Here is a 21,220-nt window from a genome sequence, read left to right as displayed (position 1 = left end):
GATCTGACCCATGTTTTCGCGCTACAAAAAGACCACCGGCACCCCAGTGCCCGCCCCGGTTGTAAAAGAAGCGCCGCAAACCCAGTCGGTTGAAGCGGCCAAGGTTTCGATGCGCAAACCGATGCCATCCCGCCCCGGCGAGGTGGCCTCGGGCGACAAGGACAAGAAGCGCAAGGAACGTCTGGGCGACATCAAGGTCGAGCTGCACCGCGCCCTGCTCGACAACCTGAACCTCGCCGCTCTCGATACGGCGACGGAAAAGGACCTGCGCGAAGAGATCAATTCCATCGCCGCCGAAACCCTTCAGGAAAAGGGCCTGGTGCTGAACCGGGACGAACGCCAGACCCTGAACCAGGAGCTGTATGACGAAGTCAAAGGCCTCGGCCCGCTTGAGACCCTGCTCAAGGATGACACGGTTTCGGACATTCTGGTCAACGGCCCGCACCAGATTTTCATCGAACGTTCGGGCAAGCTGACCCTGTCGGATGTCACCTTCAAGGATGAAAAGCACCTGATGCGGATCATCGACAAGATCGTGTCGGCCGTCGGCCGTCGGGTCGATGAATCCAACCCCTATGTCGACGCCCGCCTTCAGGATGGATCGCGTTTCAACGCCATGGTGCCGCCGATCGCCGTCGACGGCTCGCTGGTGTCGATCCGCAAGTTCAAGAAGGACAAGCTCGGCATTGACGACCTGGTCCAGTTCGGCGCCTTTACCGAAGAGATGGCCGTTTACCTGCAGGCCGCCGTTGCCTGTCGCCTGAACATCATCGTCTCGGGCGGTACGGGTTCGGGCAAGACGACGACGCTCAACGCGCTCAGTTCGTTTATCGATGACGCGGAACGCATTCTGACCATCGAAGACACTGCCGAACTTCAGCTTCAGCAGACCCATGTGGGCCGGATGGAAAGCCGCCCCGCCAACGTCGAGGGCAAAGGCGCGGTCACGCCGCGCGACTGCCTCAAGAACGCTCTGCGCATGCGACCGGATCGCATCATCGTCGGCGAAACCCGTGGCGAGGAAGTCATCGACATGTTGCAGGCGATGAACACCGGTCACGATGGGTCGATGACCACCATCCACGCCAACTCTGCCCGCGACGGCGTCTCCCGTCTGGAAAACATGATCGCCATGGCCGGCATCGAAATGCCGCTCAAGGCGATGCGGTCGCAGATCTCCTCGGCTGTGAACCTCATCGTGCAGGCCAGCCGCCTGCAGGATGGTTCGCGCCGCATGACCTCCATCACCGAAATCACCGGGATGGAAGGCGAAGTCATCTCGATGCAGGAACTGTTTCGCTACCAGCGGGTCGGACTGACCCCCGAAAACAAGATCATCGGCCATTTCACCGCAACCGGGGTGAGAAGCCATTATTCCGAACGGTTCAAGATGTGGGGCTATGACGTACCGGCCTCGATCTACGAACCGATGGGACGGGGATAAACATCATGCTGACCGCAGAACCAATCATTTACGGCGCGATATTCATCGGCGTGCTGGTGATCGTCGAAGGGCTGTATCTCGTCGTCTTTGGCAAGTCGATCAGTCTGAACAGCAAAGTCAACCGGCGCCTGCAAATGCTGGACAAGGGCACCCGCCGCGACGAGGTGCTGGCGAAGCTGCGCAAGGAAATGGACCAGCACATGCGTTCGCGCTCGGTGCCGCTCTATTCCATGCTGGCCGACCGCGCCCAGAAAGCCGCCATTGCCTTTACGCCCAAGCAGCTGATGATGATCATGGCCGTGGTCAGCGTCGTGGCCTTTCTCGGGCTGACCATCGGCACCGAGGCGACAATGCCGGTACGCCTTCTCATGGGTGTCGTCATGGGCGTTGGCGGCGTGTACATGTGGGTCAACTCGAAGGCCAAGAAACGCCTGTCGATGATCGAAGAGCAGCTGCCCGATGCCGTCGAACTCATGGTGCGCAGCCTGCGCGTCGGGCATCCGTTCTCGTCCGCCATTTCCATTGTTTCCAAGGAAATCCAGGATCCGCTGGCCACGGAATTCGGCATCATCGCTGACGAATCCACCTATGGCCGTGACATCGGCGAGGCCCTCAAGCACATGGCCGAACGTCTGGACATGCAGGATCTGCGCTTTCTGGCTGTGGCCGTGGCGATCCAGCAGCAGTCCGGCGGCAACCTGGCCGAGATCCTTGAAGGTCTGGCCAAGGTGATCCGCGCCCGCTTCCGCCTGTTCCGCCGGGTCAAGGCGATCACCGCCGAGGCGCAGTGGTCCGGCAAGTTCCTCTCGGGTTTCCCGGTGGGTGCGCTGATTGTGATCCAGGTCACGGATCCACACTACTATGACGACGTGCTGGACCATCCCTGGTTCATTCCGGCCTGTTTCATCGTCGGAATCTTCCTCGCGCTGAATCTTTTCGTGATGCGCATCCTCGTCAACATCAAAGTCTGAGGGGCCAGGCACATGGAAATTTTCTCCAATCTCAACCAGATGATCGTGGGGCTTCTTGGCCCGGCCGGGCCCCTTATGGTGGTTGCCGGCCTGGCGCTGGTGCTGATCCTTGCCACCATCCCGGTGCTGCTGATGCAGAAGCCTGACCCGATGGACAAGCTCAAGAAAACCGGCCGCGAAAAGCTTGAAGCCGAGACCAAGGCGGTGCTGCGCGACAAGAGCCGCAACGAAAAACTCAACAAGTACGCACAGTTTCTTGAGCCCCAGAACGAAGAGGATCTGGGCGCGGTGCGCATGAAGCTGCTGCAGGCGGGCTATCGCACCAAGGATGCGGTGCGTTATTTCTACTTTGCGCAGTTCACCCTGGGCATCGGGCTGCTGATCGCCGGAACCGCCTACTTCCTGCTGTTCATCGGCAAGGAACAGGCCGACATGCAACAGGTTCTGATGTATATTCTCGGGCCCGGCATTGTCGGTTACATGGCCCCGAAATACTGGATCACCCGCCGGGTCGAGGCCCGCAAGGAAGAGATCACCTCGGGTTTTCCGGACGCGCTCGACATGATGCTGGTCTGCGTCGAGGCCGGCCAGTCCATGGATCAGGCCATTGTCCGCGTCTCCAAGGAACTTTATGCCTCGTACCCGAGCCTCGCGGACGAATTCGAGATCGTCAGCCATGAAATGAAGGCGGGCAAGGACAAATCGCTGGTTCTGTCCGACATGTCCGAACGTTGCGGCGTGCAGGATGTGTCGTCCTTTGTCACCGTTCTCAGCCAGTCGCAGACTTTCGGCACCTCGATATCCGATGCGCTGCGGGTGTATGCGGACGAGATGCGCGACAAACGCGTGATGCGGGCCGAAGAAAAGGCAAACCAGTTGCCGACAAAGATGACTTTGACCACTATGATGCTGACGGTGCCGCCGCTGCTGATCATTCTGGTCGGCCCATCTGCGGTGGGCATCACGGAGATGGGCAATATCGGAAAGTAACACATGCGTCTGACCCTATGGGGATGCGTGCTCGCCACCGCCGTTCTGGCCGCCTGTTCCCCGGGCGGCCAGAAGCCGTTGCCTGACAACCCCTTTGCCCCCGGCCTCGACACCCGGGCCGACCCTGTGGACGGTCTGCTGGTCGGGCACCGGCTGATGGAGGCGGGGGAATATGATCTCGCGCTGGATGCGTTTCACCGCGCTGCGGCAGAGCAGGGACTGACCGGCGAGGTGCTCAGCGCTCTGGGCAGCGTGAACCTCGCATTGGGGCGCCTGGGTCAGGCCGAAAAGCTGTTGCGCCAGTCGGTCGAGAAAGACCCCGAATGGCCCGAGGCCTGGAACAACCTGGGCGTGGTCCTGATGGAGGCCGGCAAAATCCCCGAGGCGACCGAGATCTTTCGCAAGGCCTACGCGCTGGACAATGGCGAAAGTGACTCAATCCGCGATAATTTGCGCTTGGCGCTCGCAAAAATGGATAATTCGCTTTATAGTGAGGCGGATGAGCAAGATTATAAACTGGTGCGGCGCGGCAGCGGGAGCTACCTGATCCGGCCGACACCATGACGAGGCAAGAGCAGTAAAGGACGCAACAAATGCGCCACCCCATCCTTGTTTCCCTCTGCATCGCAGGGTTTGTGACGCTTTCTGCCTGCGGTGGCAATTACGACAAGAGCCGCGAAGCCGCCAAAGCGATGAAAAATCTCAATGTGGTGGACGAAAGCAATCTGAATGACGTGATGCTGACCGTCTCGGACCCGAACGAAGGCGTGTCCTATTTCCAGCGCGCCATTGCCACCGACCCTGAAAAACTTGAACTCCAGCGCGGCCTTGCGACATCGCTGATCCGCGCCCAGCGCAGCGCCGAAGGGGTGGGCGCCTGGAAGAAGGTCACGGCGCATCCCGAAGCCGGAAATGACGATGCGGTCGAACTGGCCGATGCCCAGATCCGCGCCGGTCAGTGGAAAGAGGCCGAAACCACGCTGAACACCATTCCCCCGACACACGAGACCTTCAAACGCTACCGGCTTGAAGCGATGATCGCCGACAGCAATCAGGACTGGAAGAAGGCCGACAGCTTTTACGAGACCGCCGTGGGCCTGACGACCAAGCCCGCCTCGGTGATGAACAACTGGGGTTTTTCCAAGTTGACCCGCGGCGACCTGTCCGAGGCAGAGCGTCTGTTCACCCAGACCCTGCGCCAGGATCCGGAAATGTTCACAGCCAAGAACAACCTTGTCCTGGCCCGTGGCGCGCAGGGCAACTATGTCCTGCCGGTCATCCCGATGAGCCAGATCGAGCGCGCGCAGCTGTTGCACACTCTGGGTCTGTCTGCCGTGAAACGCGGTGACGTCGAAACCGGCAAGACACTGTTCCGCGATGCCATCGACACCCATCCGCAGTATTTCGAGGCCGCGACACGCAGTCTCGCGGCACTGGAAACCGGCGTCGCCAACTGAGGCGGCAGAGATGGACCTGACCCGTTCAGCCGCATTGTGGTTTGCGCCCCTGGTGGTGCCGCTCTGCCTCTATGTCTGCTACACCGACCTGAGCGAGATGCGCATCCGCAACCATGCGGTCGTCGCCCTGTTCGCGGTATTTGCGGTGGTGGGGCTGATCGCATTGCCGATGGATGTGTACCTCTGGCGCTATGTGCACCTTGTGGTGATGCTGCTTGTCGGCATCCTGTTGAACGCAGGCGGGGTGATGGGCGCGGGCGATGCCAAGTTCATGGCCGCCGCCGCGCCGCTGGTCGCTGTACCGGATCTGCGGCTGCTCCTTGCCCTGTTCACCGCAAACCTTCTGGCGGCGTTTGTGGCGCATCGCATCGCCAGGGGCACCGGCCTGCGCCGCCTCGCGCCGGACTGGAAAAGCTGGACGTCGGGATCAAAGTTTCCGATGGGCCTGGCCCTTGGCGGCACTCTGGCGCTTTACCTGCTGCTGGCGATTTTTCTCGGCAGCTGACCGCCGCGTCGACTGTCTGATCGCCAGGAGCCAGAGCCGCCTGCCGCGCAAGCGTCTCGACCCGGCCCAAAACCTGCCACAAAATCAGTGTTTCCTGCCAGCGAACAAAGACAGGTCAATTCCATGAATATGCAAGCTTCCTCGGTCATGGCCCCGCCACCGCCCAAGCGGCTGGAGGACGTCCAACTGCCCAGTGTCATGATGCGCGATATTGTGCTCAAGACGTTGTTCCGAAAGAACACCAACGTGGTGACGGACCTGGCCCGCGCCATCTGTTTGCCGATTCCGATCACCCAGGAATTGATCGACCTTGCCCGCAGTCAGTCACTGCTCGAGGCAATGGGCACGCTCAGCGCCTCTGCCGGCAACGAGATGTCGTACCAGCTGACGGATTCGGGCAAGGCACGGGCGCTGGATGCGCTGGCGCAGTCGGAATACTTTGGCGCCATGCCTGTGCCGCTGCACGTCTATGGCGAGCAGGTCAAACGTCAGTCCATCAAGAATATCCACATCACCCGCGAGCAGCTGACCGGTGCGATGGGTCATCTGATTCTGCCGCCCGACCTGTTGTCCAATCTCGGACCCGCCGTCGGATCGGGCCGCTCGATCCTGATGTACGGCCCCCCCGGCAACGGCAAATCCTCGATCTCGAACGGCATCCGTGACGCGATGGGTGACAAGATCTATGTTCCGCGCGCCATCGAGTATTCCGGTCAGGTCATCACCGTCTACGACCCTATCGTGCATTCCTCGGCCGAGGAACAGATCGACGACCCGACCAAACTGCGCCGGACCAACCGCTTTGATTCCCGCTACGTCATCTGTCAGCGTCCGACGGTGATCACCGGGGGCGAACTGTCGCTGAACATGCTTGATCTGGTCTACAACCCGACCGCCCGGACCTATCAGGCCCCGCTGCAATTGAAATCCACCGGCGGCATCTTCATCGTCGACGACCTTGGCCGTCAGGCCGAACCGCCGCAGAAACTGGTCAACCGCTGGATTGTGCCGCTGGAAGAAAGCAAGGATATCCTGTCCCTGCAGTCGGGTGAGAAGTTCGAGGTGCCCTTCGACACGCTGGTGATCTTTTCCACCAACTTCCACCCGAACGAGATCTTCGACAACGCCGCTCTGCGCCGGATCTTCTTCAAGATCAAAATCGACGGCCCGGGCCAGGAGGACTTTCTCAAGATCTTCGCCATGGTGGCACGCAAGAAGAACATGCAGCTGGACGAGGCCTCGCTCGTGCATCTGCTCAAGAACAAATATCCGACGATCAAGAATGTCTACGCGAATTATCAGCCAGTGTTCCTGATAGACCAGATGATCGCTGTGTGCGATTTCGAAGGCATGCCCTACAAGATGTCGCCGGAACTCATCGACCGGGCCTGGGCCAACATGTTCGTGAAAGACGAAGCAATCGTGAAGTGACGTGGCGCGCCGGGTCAGACGCAATGACCCGGCCCCCGAATTTCCGCTTGACGACGCCCGCCAGCTTTCGTACCCAGCCGCACGGTACGGCGCGGTAGCTCAGTTGGTTAGAGCGATCGACTCATAATCGATAGGTCGGGAGTTCAAGTCTCCCCCACGCCACCATTACCCCCCCGCTTTTCAGTTCCCGGTTCAGAGGCAGTCGCTGGCTCTTATCCCTGTACGTGCGCGCGTGGTCCGAACCGGATGTGGCCCCCGGGACTCTTTGGTCGGCTGTGCTTTTTACCGGGAAAATGCCGCGCTCACGGCGGCGCGCAGCTGGGTGCGGTCAATGGGTTTCTGAAGGAATGGCATGTCACCGGTCGCGTCCATCTGGCCGCGACGGCGGGCTGATTCGTACCCCGACATGACAATCACCCGCACCGATGGGTGCCGGTCCGCGATGATCCGCGCCAAAGCGTCGCCCTGCACATTCCCCGGCATCACCAGATCCGAAAGTACCAGGTCCGGCAGCGGTTCCGCCGCCAACATCGCCAGCGCCTGTTCGGCGTTCGGCGCGACCCGCACCCGATGTCCGTCGAGCAACAGCTGCCGGGCGAGCACCCTGGTCACCTGCACCTCGTCATCGACGATCAGGATGTCTCGGCGCGTGATGTCATCCGCCCGCGCCGACTCCGGTGCTCCGGTCGGTTTCACGACAGTGCCGCGCTGTAACGGAAACACCATGGACACCCGCGCGCCCTGCCCGGGTTCAGAGGCCAGCATCAACCCGCCGCCGGACTGACGGCAGAAGCCGGAGACCACCGAAAGCCCCAGACCGGAACCGGCGCCGACCTGTTTCGTGGTGAAATACGGTTCCGTCGCGCGGGCCAGGATTTCCGGCGAAATGCCCGGACCGCGGTCGCGCACAGAGACGGTGACATAGGTGCCGTCCGGCAATGTCTCGTTGTCGCTGAAGCCCTGGACCGTCGCGCGGGAATACCGGGAAATTTCGGTGGATACGAGAATTTCGCCGCCATCCGGCTGGGCGTCGCGGGCGTTGATCAGAATGTTCAGCAGGGCCTGCTGCATGTTCGCCGCATCGACCTCGACCACCGCGTGATCCGAGGCAAGGTCCGTCAACAGGGAAATATTCGCCGGGCAGATGCGCCCGAACATGGTCAGTGCCGCCTGAATCACGCCACCCAGGTCGCAGAGCGAAGGTTCCGGACGCGACGTGCGTCCGTAGGCCAGCAGTTGCCGTGTCAGCTCTGCGGCCTGCCTGGACGCCGTGATCGCCTCTTTCACATAGGGCGTTTGCCGGCCGTTGTCGGCGTCTTCCTGCATCAGTTCGAGGTTGCCCAGAATGACCGTCAGCGTGTTGTTGAAGTCATGCGCGACCCCGCCCACGAGATTGCCCAGCGCCTCTACCTTTTGCGCCCGCACAACGGCCAGTTCCGTCTCCTGCCGGGCACGTTCGCTGTCGCGCAGCATCGCGTTTGCCAGATGCGCCCGCCGCTCGGACATGTTTATCAGATCGGCAAAATGGAGTGCCGCCGCCACGGTGGTGAAAATCATCGCAAATGTCAGAACCGCAGCCCGCAGATCCGGCGTCAGGATTTCGTGCCGGGCGGCGAACAGCGCCAGACCGCACAGAACCACCGGCCCAAGCACGATCACCGGCAGGATCTTGCGGGCCATTTCACTGCCGCGCTCGGGTGCGGCCAGAACACCGATCCAGCCGACCTTGGGTTCGATCATCAGCAACGACATAAACAGCGCAAACAACGAAACGGCTGTCTGCAAAGACATGTCCGAGTACAGCGCATTGGCCAACAGCGCTTGGGCATTGAAGATGAAGCCCAGCACCGGAATCGCCACCACACTCAGCCCAAGCGTGGCAAAGCTGACAGCCCACAGCCCGGACCGGCTGTCGGGCAGGCTGCGGGTCAGCAGTGTCGCTGCCAGAAGGACATTGGCCAGGCTGGTGGCGATCGACATGCGGTCCTGCCTGAAGTCAACGGGTTCGAAGGGACGCAGAAGGTTTTCGACGCTGACCAGCGCGAGAATCAACAGACCACAGATCACCTTGGCCCAACACAAGCCATAGGCATAACTCAGCACGACGCCACAGCCGCCAAACAGAACCGCCATCGCCGTTTCCGGCACCATCGCCGGGTATCCATCGACAATCCGGACGAACAGGGGAATGCCGAAAGCCCATCCCAGGATCAGCGTCACGCTGCCAGCAGCAATACTCAACCAGGCCAGCCACAGGCCGTACCTGCGGAAGCGGATCGCGACCCGGTGGTCTTGGGAACTCGGCGGCAGAGGTATCGGCTTGGGAGCCTCAAACATTCCCACGCCTCCAGGGGGACACGCAGGCTGTGAAATGGTCCCCTGTTACGACGCCGGAACCGTTCATTTCCAATCTCCCGGCATCCGAGCACAGTCAGAAAAACCAAACACATTTGGCGCCAGACGGAATTGCCCGCGATTGGGGCGACACCTACTGCCCAAATAAAAAATCATCAGTAGATTAGAGAATTCTGTATTCAATCTAGACATGTATTTAATTCAGGTAAAGCCTGGCTGGAAAATCCTTTTCCAATTCACCGGCTGGAGTTGGCAAGTATTTGCGCCCCATCGGGCGCCAGTCATCGGCGCACTTTTCATCCAGAGCAATCTTTCATAAACTGGCGTTTGGACCCGCCCGATGCCCTCCGCGCATCAACTTTCAGACCCGAAAGCTTGCATGATTTTCAGAAACATCGCCTGTCTCATGTCTCTGCTGGCAGCCATTGCACTCGGCGGTTGCGCAACCTCCCCCGAGATGCGCGCCACCCCGGATGACGTCAAGATCATCGAACTGACACAGGCTATCCTTGCACTTGGCCCGCAGGTCGATCCGGCCGAGGCAGCGCGGGCCGCCCGCGTGGCCGTGCAGTACCCCCGGCAGCTGGCCGTGGCGTACAATGTCACGGATTCGGCCATTGTGCATAACATGAAGGTCAACGCGGGACTGCGCCCGCGTGGCCTGTGCTGGCACTGGGCCCATGACATGGAGGCGCGCCTGATGCAGGAGGACTTTGACACGCTCGCGCTGCACCAGTCGATCGCAAATGCAGACGCAACCTTTCGCATCGAACACAGTTCGGTCGTGATCAGCGCCCGCGGCGACGGCATGTTCGACGGTCTGATACTCGACCCCTGGCGGTTTGGCGGCGCACTTTACTGGGGCGCGCCGCGCGACGACAGCGCCTACAAGTGGCGCCCGCGACAAGAGGTTTGGGACTACAAGCGCGAACGCCGCGCGGGCCTGAACCCGGCGCCGCTGTAGCGCCGCCGCAGCGCCTAGGTTCCGGGCCCGATGAAGGCTGTAGCCTCAATCTCGAGCAGGGCCTCGTCCTCGACCAGCGCCGAGACGACCACCATGGTCATGGCCGGAAAGTGTCGCCCCAGAACGCGGCGATAGACGGCCCCGATCTCGGACTGATGCGCGAGGTACGTCCGCTTGTCCGTCACGAACCAGGTCAGCCGCAGGATGTCATCGGCCCGTCCGCCCGCTGTCTCGACAACGGCAAGGATGTTTCGCAATGCCTGTTCCATCTGGCCGATGAAGTCCCGGGCCTCGAAAACCTGGTCGCCGGTCCAGCCGATCTGCCCGCCGACATACAGCGTGCCATCCGCTCCCAGCATGCCGTTGGCGTAACCCTTGGCGGGTTTCCAGCCATCGGGGTGAATGATGCGGTGTGTCATCGGGTGTCTCCGGTGTCAGATGTCAGCCGGGCACGCAGGGCATCCGGCCAAGGCAGGGGTTTGCCCACAGTGTCGACGTTCACGATCGTCGAGCGGGCTTCGAAGCGCAGCTCATCGCCGCAGGTGACAGTAAAGACAAGCCCCAGCGACGTGCGCCCCGGAACGGCATGTGCCAGGGCAAAGTCCAGATGATCGCCGTGGCGCGACACCCGCCGGAAGGTTGCCGAAATCTCGGCCGTGGGAATTGCGCCGGTGGTGTGGATGGTCTCGAACGGCCAGTCCAGAGCCTCGTCAAAGAACGCCTCGACACAATCGTTGATCATCTCGAAGTAACGCGGATAAAAGACGATGCCCGCAGGATCACAGTGTTTGAACAGTACCTTCTGGGCAAAATGGAATGCCCGCCCCTGCCCGGCCCCCGGCACGCGCTCAGCCTGCATGATACTGCGGTGCCGAGGCGAGGTAGCGTCCATAGCTGTCTGCGTCCGGGTAACTGAACTGTTCGGCCAGCGGGTTGTCGCGTTTGCGCACGCCCGCGCCGATGTCGGCCAGCAATTCGTCGAAATGCCTGAAATGGAACGGCGCGGAACACAGCCCGCCATAGACCTGCGCCGCCGGGCGTTCGGTGCGTTTCCAGGCCAGCATCATGTCGATATTGGCGCGCATTTCGGCCTCGGACGGCTGCTGCGCCAATTGCCCGTCCGCATAGCGTACCAGCCAGTTGGCGATCATCTCGGCGGACAACACGGTGCAAAAGCTGGAATTGAAGCCGACAAACCCCATATCGGGCAGATCCGGATTCACTGCCAGCCGGTAGACCCGATACTGACCGTCGGGATCGACAAGCCGCTGCCGGTAGGCATCGGGGATCACCGGCACCCCCAGTTTCCAGCCCACGGCCAGAGCGGCCACGTCGCAGGGTATCGTCTCGCCGGTGCTCAGCACCACGTGGCCCGGCCCGTAGTGGTCAAACGTCCCGCGCACCGGGCGAATGGTTCCGTCCCGGAACCCCTCGAACAGCCCCGGCGTGACGATGGGAACCGAACACGAGACCGTCTTTTCGATCGGCGCGTCCGGCACCATGTCCCATTTCTTCAGCCCCAGCTGCGCTTTGAGCAGCGTCTCGAGCCCACGGAAGTTGGCCCAGACCAGCGGTTTGAGCAGTGCCGCGACGACACGCTGCACCGGGGACTTGCCCCAGGTGTTGAACTGCTGTTCCTGCGCGCGCATGTACAGCAAGCGCTTGAAATTGATGCCGCCGACAAAGTACGGGATGCGCCAGACGTTTTCGCGATAGACCAGCGTGACCGATCTGGCGCCGTTCTGTGCGGCATTCACTGCAAGATCGGTGGCCGACTTCGACCCGCCCAACACCACCACGTCCCGGCCCTGCGCGATTTCCGGGTCGGTGTAATCCGAAGAGTGCATGACAGTTCCGCCGCCGGCCTCGAACGCCGCCTGCCCCGGAAAACTCAGCATGTTCTTGTCGGAAAACTGCCCGGTACACAGCGCGACGAAATCGAAATCCTCGCGCCGCTGCTGCCCGGCCTCCTCGATGGTCAGCGTCCAGCCCGGCGCCCCGTCGGCACGCCGCTCCATGGTGACGATGCGGGCGTTCATCCGGAACAGCCGCCCGAGCTGATGCTTGGCGGCGTAGGCATGCAGGTAGGCATGCACCTGCGCGCCCTTGGGCCATTCCGGGTAGTCTGCCGGCATGGGAAGATCGGTAAAGCGGTACAGATCCTTGGGTGACTGCGTCTGCACCCCCGGATAAGAGCGGGACAGCTCCCATACGCCGCCAAAATCATGGCTGCGTTCAAACCCCACGACCCTGTGGCCCTTTTCGTCAAAAGCCTTGGCCGCAGCCAGCCCGCTGATACCGCCGCCGATGACGGCGACCTTCTTGCGCTTTACCATTTTGATCACTCCATACTGTTGGGGGGCCTCAGGCGGCGTCGGGCGGCGGCAGGAAGTCGACCTCGTGCTCTGCCGAGATCCGCACCAGTTCGGCCGGGTCCGTCACGCCATCCAGCGCCCCGAACAGATCAAAGATCTTGCGCGACGGCGCCACGCCGAACACACAGGTCGCCGTCTGCCCCGACCGGTTGAAGATGCCGTGCGCGATGCCCATCGGCATCCGCACCGTGTCGCCCGGACCGGCCTTGTGCACATCAGCTCCGAATTCGACCTCAAGAGTGCCGGTCAGCATGGTTATCCATTCGTCCTGGGTCGGGTGGATATGCGGCGGCACAAAGGTGCCATCGGGGATTTCGGCGTGCCAGATCATGGCATTGGCCGTGTGCAGCTTGGGCGTGTAGATATGCCCGACCACATTCCAGGCGGTGCCTTCGAGGGCATCGGCGGCAGGGGTCACTCCGGGGTTGGCAGTCATTTCAGGTCTCCTTGCTGGGGTTATGGATGCCGGCGGCATCCGGTCGGTGCGGGGCGCGTCACCCCTTGGGTTTCAGGGCAAAGCGCTGGATCTTGCCGGTCTGGGTTTTCGGCAGGGCCGTGCAGAATTTCACGGAACGGGGATATTTGAAGGGCGCGATCGTCGCCTTCACATGGTCCTGCAACATCTTGACTGTCGCCGCATCCGGCGCCTGCCCCTCGGCCAGCACGATATGCGCCTCGACGATCATGCCGCGGGCTGCGTCCGGCACCCCGATCACCGCACACTCCGACACCGCGGAATGGGCCAACAGCGCCGCCTCGACTTCGGGACCGGCGATATTGTAACCCGACGACACGATCATGTCGTCGTTGCGGGCGGCAAAGTGCAGATAGCCGTCATCGTCCATCACGAAGGCATCGCCGGTGATGTTCCAGCCATCCAGCACATAGCCCTTTTGGCGGTCATCGGCGAGATAGCGGCACCCGGTCGGCCCGCGCACCGCCAGCCGCCCGACCGTGCCGCGCGGCACCTCCTGTCCGTCCTCGCCAATCACCTTGGCCTCGTAGCCGGTGACCGGCTTGCCGGTGCAGGCCGGGCGGTGATCGTCAAACCGGTTGGTCACAAAGATATGCAGCATCTCGGTGGCGCCGATCCCGTCGAGCATCGGCTTGCCGGTCTGTGCCATCCACGCCTCGTAGATCGGCGCGGGCAGGGTTTCCCCGGCCGACACCGCAGCGCGCAGGCTCGAGAGATCGGCACCTTCTTCCATCGCCTGCAACATCACTCGGTAGGCGGTCGGCGCGGTAAAGCAGATCGTCGCCTTATACTTCTGGATGATCTCGATCATGTTCGGCGGCGAGGCATTTTCCAGCAGCGTCGCCGCCGCACCAAAGCGCAGCGGGAACAGTGCCAGCCCGCCAAGGCCAAAGGTAAAGGCCAGCGGAGGCGAGCCGACAAAGACATCCTCGGGGGTGACCGCCAGCACCTCGCGGGCGTAGCCGTCGGCGATGATCATCAGGTCGCGGTGGAAATGCATCGTCGCCTTGGGGGTGCCGGTGGTCCCCGAGGTGAACCCCAGCAGCGCCACATCGTCCCGCCCTGTCGGCACCGCGTCAAACAGCACCGATTTCTCCAGCGCCAGCCGGTCCAGCTCGGCGTCATGGTTCGACGTGCCGTCAAAGCCGACCACGGATCTCAGGAACTTGCTGGTCTTGGCGCAGGCCGCCAGCTCGTCCATCAGCCGGGTGTCACACAGGGCATGGCTGATCTCGGCCTTGTCGACAATGGCGCCCAACTCGCCCGCGCGCAGCATCGGCATGGTGTTGACCACCACCGCCCCCGCCTTGGTCGCCGCCAGCCAGCAGGCCACCATCGCCGGGTTGTTGGCGGATCGGATCAGCACGCGATTGCCCGGACGGACGCCGAGATCCTCGACCAGCACATGCGCCAGCCGGTTGGTCCAGTCGGCCAGTTCCTTGTAGGTGCGCCTGCGCCCGTTGCCGATCAGCGCGGTGTGATCGCCAAAGCCCTTGGCAACCATGGCGTCGGTCAGTTCCACCCCGGCATTCAACCGCTCGGGGTAGTCAAAGCCATCGAGCACAAAGTCCGGCCACATCCCGGGCGGCGGCAGGTTGTCCCGGGTGAAGCTGTCGACATGTGCCGAGGGTCCAAGCGTGCTCATGTCCGCCCCCCGGCGCACCCGGCCTTGCCCGTCAGGGGGATTTGCGCAAGATCAGTCATGGTCGTGACTCCTTTCCGGTGTGCCGGGTCAAAGATCGGTGCGGACGTGCCAGAGTTCGGGGAACAGCTCGACCGCGAGCATTTTCTTGAGGTAATCGACCCCGCCGGTCCCGCCGGTCCCGCGTTTGAAGCCGATCACCCGTTCGACAGTGGTGACATGGTTGAACCGCCAGCGGCGGAAATAATCCTCGAGATCCACCAGCTTTTCCGCCAGTTCATACAGTGTCCAGTGGGTGCTGGTGTCGCGGTAGACCGCGCCCCAGAGCGCCGTGACCTCCGGGATGTCCTGGTGCGGCGCCACTGACGGTTCACCGACCAGCGCTGCAGGCAGGTCCCAGCCCTGCCGCGCGGCATAGGCCAGCACCTCCTGATACAGGCTCAGCCGCCCCAGCTCCTCCCTGAGCCGCCCGGTAGCGTCGATGTCATGGGCGTGGGGCTTGAGCATCGCGAGGTTGCGGTTGCCAAGCGCAAACTCCACCAGCCGGTATTGCAGCGACTGGAATCCCGAGGACCGCCCCAACCGGTCGCGGAACGTGGTGTAATCGCTGGGCGTCATCGTGCGCAGAACGTCCCAGGCCGCGTTCAGCTGCTCCATGATCCGGCTGACCCGGGCCAGCATCTTGAACGCCTCGGACAGACGGTCCGCCGCAATCGCCCGCCGCGCCGCATCCAGTTCCGACAACATCAGCTTCATCCACAGCTCCGAAGTCTGGTGCTGGATGATGAACAGCAACTCGTCAGGCGCCTCAGACAGCGGATGCTGCGCGCTCAGCAACCGGTCCAGCCCAAGGTAGTCGCCATAGGACATCTGACGCGAAAAGTCGGTCTCGGCGCCTGGGTCACTCATCCGCCGAACTCCGCCAGGGTGGCGCGCGCGATGATCACCTTCTGCACGTCCGACGCTCCTTCGTAGATCCGCAAAGCCCGGATATCCCGGTACAGTCGCTCCACAACGGAACCGGCGCGCACCCCGTCGCCGCCGTGCAGCTGAACCGCGGCGTCGATCACCTTCTGCGCCTCGTCGGTGGCGAACAGCTTGGCCATCGCCGCCTCGCGCGTCACCCGTGGCGCCCCCATGTCCTTGGCCCAGGCGGCGCGGTACACCAGCAAGGCGCTGGCATCGACCCGCAGTGCCATTTCCGCCAGATGCGCCTGCACCATCTGCAAGTCCGCCAGCGGCGCGCCCTGGACGCGACGGGCCTGCACCCGCGCCAGCGACTCCTCCAGCGCGCGGCGGGAAAATCCCAGTGCCGCCGCCGCCACCGTGGTGCGGAACACGTCCAGCACCGACATGGCAATGCGAAATCCCTGCCCCGGCTCACCGATCATCGCCGACACCGGCACCCGGCAGCCATCGAACCGCAACCGTGCCAGCGGATGCGGCGCGATCGTCTCGAGCCGCTCGGCCACCTGCAACCCCGGCGTGTCGGCCGACACCACAAAGGCGGACAGCCCCTTTGCCCCCGGCGCCTCGCCGGTGCGGGCAAAGACGGTGTAGACATCGGCGATGCCGCCATTCGAAATCCAGGTCTTCTCGCCGTCGAGCACATAATCCGACCCGTCCCGCACCGCCGTCATCGTCGCATTGGCGACATCCGACCCCGACTGCGGCTCGGTCAGTGCGAAGGCGGCGATCGCCTGTCCGGTCCGGGTGAGCGGCAACCATGCGCGCTGCTGCTGCGCCGTGCCGAACAGCGACAAGGCCCCGGTGCCCAGTCCCTGCATGGCAAAGGCAAAATCCGCCAGCCCGTCGTGCCGGGCCAGCGTTTCGCGCGCCAGGCACAGACTCCGCACCTCCAGCGGCTGCACGTCCTCGGGGTCCACTGCGGTTGGCAACAGCCAGCCATCCGCGCCCAGCGCCCGCACCAGGTCCCGGCAGGCCGCGTCGGTGTCGCTGTGATCAATAGCGGTCAGTGCCGCACCGGCCCATTCGTCAAGCGCCAAAGCCCAATCCCGGTGCCTCGGTTCCAGAAACGGCCAGTCGAGGAACGACTTATCCGACATGTGCGGCCCCCGGTTTCTTCTCTTCAAAAATACTCACTTCCGACGCGGACATTGTCAGTCTCCCTCGAACACCGGGCGCTGTTTGGCGACAAACGCCTCATAGGCCCGGGTGAAATCGGTGGTCTGCATACAGATTGCCTGTGCCTGCGCCTCAGCCTCGATCGCCTGTTCCAGACCCATCGACCACTCCTGCATCAGCATCGTCTTGGTCATCATATGGGCAAAGTTCGGCCCCGACGCGATCTGCTGCGCCAGCGCCATCGCCTCGTCCCGCAGACTGTCCGCCGCCACGAGACGGTTGAAGAATCCCCACCGCTCGCCCTCCTCCGCCGACATCGACCGGCCGGAATACAGCAACTCTGCCGCCCGCCCCTGGCCGATGATCCGTGGCAGGATCGCGCAGGCGCCCATGTCGCAGCCGGCCAGGCCGACCCGCGTGAACAGGAACGCCGTCTTCGCCGCCGGGGTCGCCAGCCGCAGGTCGCTCGCCATGGCGATGATCGCCCCGGCACCGACGCAGACGCCGTCCACCGCCGCGATCACCGGTTTGCCGCAAGTCAGCATCGCCTTGACGAGGTCGCCGGTCATCCGGGTAAAGGCCAGCAGCTCCTTCATGTTCATCCGGGTCAGCGGACCGATGATATCGTGCACATCGCCGCCAGAGCTGAAATTGCCGCCGTTCGCGCCAAAGACGACAACCTTGACCGAGTCGTCATAGGCCAGATCCCGGAACCAGTCGCGCAACTCGGCGTAACTCTCGAAGGTCAGGGGATTCTTGCGCTCGGGGCGATCAAGCGTGACCTCTGCGATGCCCCCGGTCACGCTGCAGCAAAAGTGCTGAACGTCGGTTCTCATTGACCCTCCTCGCGGTGTGTCACCGCCTCAAAGCGCGCGGCCAGTTGCGTGGCCTCTTCGGCGCCGAAATCACTTAGCAATTCGTCGATCCACAACTCGTGTGCAGCCGCCTGGCGGGCAAATTCCTGCTGGCCCTTGCGGGTCAGCCGGACCAATGTGGCCCGGCGGTCACCGGGCACCTGCACCCGCACCACAAGTCCATCCTCGGCCAGCCGGTCGACAATGCCGGTGACATTGCCGTTCGACACCCGCAGCACCCCGGACAGGGCCGACATCTTCAGACCGTTCTCGTAACGCTCGAGCGCCGCCATCACGTCGAACCGGGGCAGCGTCGAGGAAAATTCGGTGCGCAGCCGCTCGCGCAGTTCGGCTTCGACCCCGCGGGCGCTTTTCAGCATCCGCAGCCAGAGCCGCAGCCGCGCCTTGGAGGTGTCGGTGCCGGTGGCAGGCTTTGGCGTCACGCTCATATCTCGCCCCCCGACAGCGCCAGCGCGTGACCATTGACCGACCGCGCCGCCTCCGAACACAGCCAGAGCGCGCTGCCCGCGACCTCGTCCGTCTGGATCAGCCGCTTCTGCGGATTGCCCCGGGTCAGATCGGCGACCGCCTCGGCGGCGCTTTTGCCGGTCTTGTCGACAATGTTGCGCACCGACTGTTGCAGCATCGGCGTGTCGATGAACCCCGGGCAAAGCGCATTCACCGTGATGCCGGTTTTCGCAAGGTCCAGTGCCAACGCCCGGGTCAGTCCGACGACGGCGTGTTTGGCGGCGACATAGCCGGCGACATAGGGATAGCCCTTCAGTCCGGCGGTCGAGGCGACGGCGATCATGCGCCCCCACCCGGCCGCAGTCATATCCGCCAGCGCCGCCTGCCAGACGTTGAACACTCCGGTCACGTTGACCGCCAGCATGGCATCCAGATCCTGCGCCGACATCTTTGCAAAGGGCTTGCTCACTGCGGCGCCGGCATTGGCAATTGCCACCTCGACGGGACCGTGCGCGGCACGGGCGGCGGCAAAGGCACCCGCGACCGCCCCGGCGTCGGTCACGTCACAGACCTGGTAGGGCAGGCCCTGCGCCGCAAGCGTCGACTCCGTTCGCCCCAGAATCGTGACCCGCGCGCCTTCGGCGGCAAAGCGCTGTGCCATGTCGGCCCCCACGCCGGAACCGCCGCCGCTGATCACCACATGTTTGCCGGACATACTCATGCGCGGGCCACCTCGGCGTCACGATCGGCCAGCCGCCAGATCTGATCGCGTCCGGGCAGATAGGGCAGCGGCCATGTTTCGGCACGATCCCCCAGCGCGGTGGCTGCATGCAGCAACCAGTAGGGGTCGGAGAGATGCGGGCGTGCGAGACAGACGAGGTCGGCCCGCCCAGCCATCAGGATCGAGTTCACGTGATCCGCCTCGAAGATGTTGCCGACGGCCATGGTCGGGATGCCGGTCTCGTTGCGGATGCGGTCCGAGAACGGCGTCTGGAACATGCGCCCGTAGACCGGCTGTGCCTCGGTGCTGGTCTGTCCGGCAGAGACATCGACAATATCCGCCCCGGCAGCGGCGAACATCCGTGCAATGCCGACCGAGTCTTCGGGCGAGATGCCCCGGTCGGACCAGTCCGTGGCAGAAATGCGCACCGACATCGGCTTGCCCCCGGGCCAGACCGCGCGCATGGCGGCAAACACCTCGAGCGGATAACGCATGCGGTTTTCCAGGCTGCCGCCATAGGCGTCGTCGCGGATGTTGGACAGCGGCGAAATGAAAGACGAGATGAGGTAGCCGTGCGCAGCGTGCAGTTCGATCATATCGAATCCGGCGCGGTCCGCCATCTTTGCCGCCGCCACGAATTCGGCCGTCACCGCGTCCATGTCGGTACGGGTCATCGCCCGTGGGGTGTCGTTTTCGCCCGACCACGGCAGGGCAGAGGCCGAGATCAGCGGCCAGTTGCCGGACTCCAGCTTTTGATCCATGCCTTCCCAGCCGATGCGCGTCGATCCCTTGCGCCCGGAATGGCCGATCTGGCAGCAGATCTTTGCCTCGGTTTCGGCATGGACAAAATCCACCAGCCGTTTCCACGCCGCTTCGTGGTCCGGCGCATACAGGCCGGGGCACCCCGGAGTGATGCGCCCGGTGGGCGAAACACAGGTCATTTCGGTGTAGATCAGCCCGGCGCCGCCCTTGGCGCGTTCGCCGTAGTGGATCAGGTGCCAGTCGGTCGGGCAGCCATCAACCGCCTTGTACTGCGCCATCGGCGAGACGACGACGCGATTTTTCAACGTCATGTCGCGCAGGGCGAAGGGCGCAAACATCGGTGCGCGGGCCGGACCGTTGACCGCCGTCCCTGCCTGCTGCTGGAACCAGCGTTCGGCAGAGCCGAGCCATTCGGGATCACGGGCGCGCAGGTTCTCGTGGCTGATCCGCTGCGAACGGGTCAGCAGGGAATAGTTCAGCTGCACCGGGTCAAGGTCGAGGTAGCGCTCGACATCCTCGAACCATTCGACCGAGTTGCGCGCGGCGGACTGCAGGCGCAGCACTTCCAGCTGGCGCTGATCTTCGTAGGATTTGAACGCCTGGGCCACGTTTGGCTGGGTGCTCAGGTTTTCGGCCAGCGCGATGGCGGATTCCAGCGCCAGCTTGGTGCCCGAGCCGATCGAGAAATGCGCCGTGGCCGCGGCATCCCCCAGCAGCACCACATTCTCGTGGCTCCATCTCTGGCACAGAACGCGCGGAAAACGGATCCAGGCGGACCCACGGATATGGTTGGCATTGGTCATCAGCGGATGGCCGCCAAGGTGGTCCCTGAAGATGTTCTCGCAGACCGAGATGCTGTCCTGCTGCGACATCCCGGCGAAACCGTAGGCATCAAATGTCTTTTGCGAGCATTCCACGATGAAAGTCGCGGTGTCAGCGTCGAACTGGTAGGCATGCGCCCAGACCCAGCCCTTGTCGGTGTTCTCGAAGATGAAGGTGAAGGCATCGTCGAACTTCTGACGGGTGCCGAGCCAGACAAACTGGCAGGCGCGCAGGTCGACATCGGGCTTGAACGCGCCCTCAAAGGCCTGGCGGGTGCGGGAATTCAGACCGTCACAGGCGACCACCACATCGTAGTCCGCCATGAATTCGGAGGCGGGCCCGACCTCGGTCGAAAACCGCAGGTCGACGCCCAGCGCACGGGCGCGATCCTGCAGGATCATCAGCAGACGCTTGCGCCCGATGCCGCAGAATCCATGCCCGGTCGACACCACCTTCTGCCCCTGATGCACCAGCGCGACGTCATCCCAGTAGGCAAAGTGTTCACGAATGGTCGCGGCACTCACGGGGTCGTTGCGCGCGAGGTTGTCCAGGGTCTCGTCCGACAGCACCACACCCCAGCCAAAGGTATCGTCGGCGCGGTTGCGCTCGAACAGAACCACCTCGGTCTCCGGCTGACGCAGCTTGAGCGATATCGCGAAATAAAGCCCGGCAGGCCCTCCGCCAAGACATGCGACACGCATGGCATTCCCCCTGATTTCGGCGACAGTTCCGCCGCCCTGACTCGAAGGCTAGGCGCGGAAAAATTTTATTTCAAGCAAAAATGTTTTGAGCTTGAAATACTTTTTTGTTCTGCCTAGCGTCGACTCAGCCGAACCCGTTTCTGCTGACGTCCTGTGCCTCTCGCCGATCAGTGCGAGGCGTCGACAGGCCTGTCGGAC

At 63.0% G+C, this 21,220-nt stretch carries 20 protein-coding genes and 1 tRNA gene; 9 read left to right on the top strand and 12 right to left on the bottom strand.

Annotated features, from left to right (window positions below; all coding sequences use genetic code 11):
• The first annotated feature begins 10 nt into the window (after positions 1–10).
• The 8 genes from FOY53_RS15850 to FOY53_RS15815 all read left to right on the top strand — a co-directional run bounded on the left by FOY53_RS15850 (position 11) and on the right by FOY53_RS15815 (position 6,963).
• On the top strand, positions 11–1,444 hold the full coding sequence (locus FOY53_RS15850) for a TadA family conjugal transfer-associated ATPase (protein ID WP_146590617.1): 1,434 nt from the start codon (positions 11–13) through the stop codon (positions 1,442–1,444).
• A 5-nt stretch (positions 1,445–1,449) separates the two neighbouring features.
• Positions 1,450–2,415: a type II secretion system F family protein gene (locus tag FOY53_RS15845; RefSeq protein ID WP_146590615.1), complete on the top strand. Its 966-nt coding sequence runs from the start codon at positions 1,450–1,452 to the stop codon at positions 2,413–2,415.
• 12 nt (positions 2,416–2,427) lie between these two features.
• A complete protein-coding gene (locus tag FOY53_RS15840) occupies positions 2,428–3,405 on the top strand; it encodes a type II secretion system F family protein (protein ID WP_146590613.1) in 978 nt (325 codons plus the stop codon).
• Positions 3,406–3,408: 3 nt separating this feature from the next.
• On the top strand, positions 3,409–3,969 hold the full coding sequence (locus FOY53_RS15835) for a tetratricopeptide repeat protein (protein WP_146590610.1): 561 nt from the start codon (positions 3,409–3,411) through the stop codon (positions 3,967–3,969).
• 29 nt (positions 3,970–3,998) lie between these two features.
• A complete protein-coding gene (locus FOY53_RS15830) occupies positions 3,999–4,862 on the top strand; it encodes a tetratricopeptide repeat protein (RefSeq protein ID WP_146590608.1) in 864 nt (287 codons plus the stop codon).
• Positions 4,863–4,872: 10 nt separating this feature from the next.
• Positions 4,873–5,367, top strand: a complete 495-nt coding sequence (locus FOY53_RS15825; protein WP_146590606.1) for a prepilin peptidase — start codon at positions 4,873–4,875, stop codon at positions 5,365–5,367.
• 123 nt (positions 5,368–5,490) lie between these two features.
• Entirely contained in the window at positions 5,491–6,798 is a 1,308-nt protein-coding gene (locus FOY53_RS15820) for a DUF8689 domain-containing protein (protein WP_146590604.1), read from the top strand.
• An 88-nt stretch (positions 6,799–6,886) separates the two neighbouring features.
• Positions 6,887–6,963: transfer RNA gene (locus FOY53_RS15815), tRNA-Met, on the top strand.
• Positions 6,964–7,080: 117 nt separating this feature from the next.
• Here the strand turns inward: FOY53_RS15815 and FOY53_RS15810 are convergent.
• On the bottom strand, positions 7,081–9,039 hold the full coding sequence (locus FOY53_RS15810; RefSeq protein ID WP_222435269.1) for a response regulator: 1,959 nt from the start codon (positions 9,037–9,039) through the stop codon (positions 7,081–7,083).
• Positions 9,040–9,559: 520 nt separating this feature from the next.
• Between FOY53_RS15810 and FOY53_RS15805 the strand changes: the two genes are divergently transcribed.
• Positions 9,560–10,117: a hypothetical protein gene (locus FOY53_RS15805; protein ID WP_246107434.1), complete on the top strand. Its 558-nt coding sequence runs from the start codon at positions 9,560–9,562 to the stop codon at positions 10,115–10,117.
• A gap of 14 nt (positions 10,118–10,131) precedes the next feature.
• Here FOY53_RS15805 and FOY53_RS15800 read toward each other — a convergent pair whose 3' ends face one another.
• From FOY53_RS15800 to FOY53_RS15750, 11 genes are all read right to left on the bottom strand, one after another.
• Positions 10,132–10,536, bottom strand: a complete 405-nt coding sequence (locus FOY53_RS15800) for a RidA family protein (RefSeq protein WP_146590598.1) — start codon at positions 10,534–10,536, stop codon at positions 10,132–10,134.
• Entirely contained in the window at positions 10,533–10,976 is a 444-nt protein-coding gene (locus FOY53_RS15795; protein ID WP_146590596.1) for an acyl-CoA thioesterase, read from the bottom strand. Before FOY53_RS15795 ends, FOY53_RS15800 begins: the two co-directional genes overlap by 4 nt.
• Complete coding sequence (locus tag FOY53_RS15790) at positions 10,966–12,453, bottom strand: flavin-containing monooxygenase (RefSeq protein ID WP_146590594.1); 1,488 nt, start codon at positions 12,451–12,453, stop codon at positions 10,966–10,968. The genes FOY53_RS15795 and FOY53_RS15790 overlap by 11 nt, the downstream gene beginning before the upstream one ends.
• A gap of 28 nt (positions 12,454–12,481) precedes the next feature.
• Positions 12,482–12,928 carry a cupin domain-containing protein gene (locus FOY53_RS15785; RefSeq protein WP_146590592.1) on the bottom strand — a complete coding sequence of 149 codons (447 nt, stop codon included), beginning with the start codon at positions 12,926–12,928 and terminating at the stop codon, positions 12,482–12,484.
• Between the two features lie 58 nt (positions 12,929–12,986).
• Positions 12,987–14,612 (bottom strand): AMP-binding protein, encoded by a 1,626-nt coding sequence (locus tag FOY53_RS15780; protein WP_146590590.1) that lies wholly within the window; start codon positions 14,610–14,612, stop codon positions 12,987–12,989.
• A gap of 87 nt (positions 14,613–14,699) precedes the next feature.
• Complete coding sequence (gene kynA, locus FOY53_RS15775) at positions 14,700–15,518, bottom strand: tryptophan 2,3-dioxygenase (RefSeq protein ID WP_146590588.1); 819 nt, start codon at positions 15,516–15,518, stop codon at positions 14,700–14,702.
• Positions 15,515–16,675, bottom strand: a complete 1,161-nt coding sequence (locus FOY53_RS15770; RefSeq protein WP_146590585.1) for an acyl-CoA dehydrogenase family protein — start codon at positions 16,673–16,675, stop codon at positions 15,515–15,517. The genes kynA and FOY53_RS15770 overlap by 4 nt, the downstream gene beginning before the upstream one ends.
• Positions 16,676–16,729: 54 nt before the next feature.
• Entirely contained in the window at positions 16,730–17,530 is an 801-nt protein-coding gene (locus FOY53_RS15765) for an enoyl-CoA hydratase family protein (protein WP_146590583.1), read from the bottom strand.
• Positions 17,527–17,997 (bottom strand): MarR family winged helix-turn-helix transcriptional regulator, encoded by a 471-nt coding sequence (locus tag FOY53_RS15760; protein WP_146590581.1) that lies wholly within the window; start codon positions 17,995–17,997, stop codon positions 17,527–17,529. Before FOY53_RS15760 ends, FOY53_RS15765 begins: the two co-directional genes overlap by 4 nt.
• Entirely contained in the window at positions 17,994–18,737 is a 744-nt protein-coding gene (locus FOY53_RS15755) for an SDR family NAD(P)-dependent oxidoreductase (RefSeq protein ID WP_146590579.1), read from the bottom strand. The genes FOY53_RS15760 and FOY53_RS15755 overlap by 4 nt, the downstream gene beginning before the upstream one ends.
• Positions 18,734–21,022, bottom strand: a complete 2,289-nt coding sequence (locus tag FOY53_RS15750; protein ID WP_146590577.1) for a bifunctional salicylyl-CoA 5-hydroxylase/oxidoreductase — start codon at positions 21,020–21,022, stop codon at positions 18,734–18,736. Before FOY53_RS15750 ends, FOY53_RS15755 begins: the two co-directional genes overlap by 4 nt.
• Positions 21,023–21,220 lie beyond the last annotated feature (198 nt).

Origin of the sequence: Puniceibacterium confluentis (assembly GCF_007923445.1) — a bacterium.
GTDB lineage: Bacteria > Pseudomonadota > Alphaproteobacteria > Rhodobacterales > Rhodobacteraceae > Puniceibacterium > Puniceibacterium confluentis.
The sequence above is the reverse complement of the archived record's forward strand: the minus strand, read 5'-3'. Positions and strand labels throughout refer to the sequence as shown.

Bases quoted from the DNA above. Each gene is read 5' to 3' on its own strand.
- FOY53_RS15850 (WP_146590617.1), top strand. From the start codon at position 11: ATGTTTTCGCGCTACAAAAAGACCACCGGCACCCCAGTGCCCGCCCCG.
- FOY53_RS15845 (WP_146590615.1), top strand. From the start codon at position 1,450: ATGCTGACCGCAGAACCAATCATTTACGGCGCGATATTCATCGGCGTG.
- FOY53_RS15840 (WP_146590613.1), top strand. From the start codon at position 2,428: ATGGAAATTTTCTCCAATCTCAACCAGATGATCGTGGGGCTTCTTGGC.
- FOY53_RS15835 (WP_146590610.1), top strand. From the start codon at position 3,409: ATGCGTCTGACCCTATGGGGATGCGTGCTCGCCACCGCCGTTCTGGCC.
- FOY53_RS15830 (WP_146590608.1), top strand. From the start codon at position 3,999: ATGCGCCACCCCATCCTTGTTTCCCTCTGCATCGCAGGGTTTGTGACG.
- FOY53_RS15825 (WP_146590606.1), top strand. From the start codon at position 4,873: ATGGACCTGACCCGTTCAGCCGCATTGTGGTTTGCGCCCCTGGTGGTG.
- FOY53_RS15820 (WP_146590604.1), top strand. From the start codon at position 5,491: ATGAATATGCAAGCTTCCTCGGTCATGGCCCCGCCACCGCCCAAGCGG.
- FOY53_RS15805 (WP_246107434.1), top strand. From the start codon at position 9,560: ATGTCTCTGCTGGCAGCCATTGCACTCGGCGGTTGCGCAACCTCCCCC.
- FOY53_RS15800 (WP_146590598.1), bottom strand. From the start codon at position 10,536: ATGACACACCGCATCATTCACCCCGATGGCTGGAAACCCGCCAAGGGT.
- FOY53_RS15795 (WP_146590596.1), bottom strand. From the start codon at position 10,976: ATGCAGGCTGAGCGCGTGCCGGGGGCCGGGCAGGGGCGGGCATTCCAT.
- FOY53_RS15790 (WP_146590594.1), bottom strand. From the start codon at position 12,453: ATGGTAAAGCGCAAGAAGGTCGCCGTCATCGGCGGCGGTATCAGCGGG.
- FOY53_RS15785 (WP_146590592.1), bottom strand. From the start codon at position 12,928: ATGACTGCCAACCCCGGAGTGACCCCTGCCGCCGATGCCCTCGAAGGC.
- FOY53_RS15780 (WP_146590590.1), bottom strand. From the start codon at position 14,612: ATGAGCACGCTTGGACCCTCGGCACATGTCGACAGCTTCACCCGGGAC.
- kynA (WP_146590588.1), bottom strand. From the start codon at position 15,518: ATGAGTGACCCAGGCGCCGAGACCGACTTTTCGCGTCAGATGTCCTAT.
- FOY53_RS15770 (WP_146590585.1), bottom strand. From the start codon at position 16,675: ATGTCGGATAAGTCGTTCCTCGACTGGCCGTTTCTGGAACCGAGGCAC.
- FOY53_RS15765 (WP_146590583.1), bottom strand. From the start codon at position 17,530: ATGAGAACCGACGTTCAGCACTTTTGCTGCAGCGTGACCGGGGGCATC.
- FOY53_RS15760 (WP_146590581.1), bottom strand. From the start codon at position 17,997: ATGAGCGTGACGCCAAAGCCTGCCACCGGCACCGACACCTCCAAGGCG.
- FOY53_RS15755 (WP_146590579.1), bottom strand. From the start codon at position 18,737: ATGAGTATGTCCGGCAAACATGTGGTGATCAGCGGCGGCGGTTCCGGC.
- FOY53_RS15750 (WP_146590577.1), bottom strand. From the start codon at position 21,022: ATGCGTGTCGCATGTCTTGGCGGAGGGCCTGCCGGGCTTTATTTCGCG.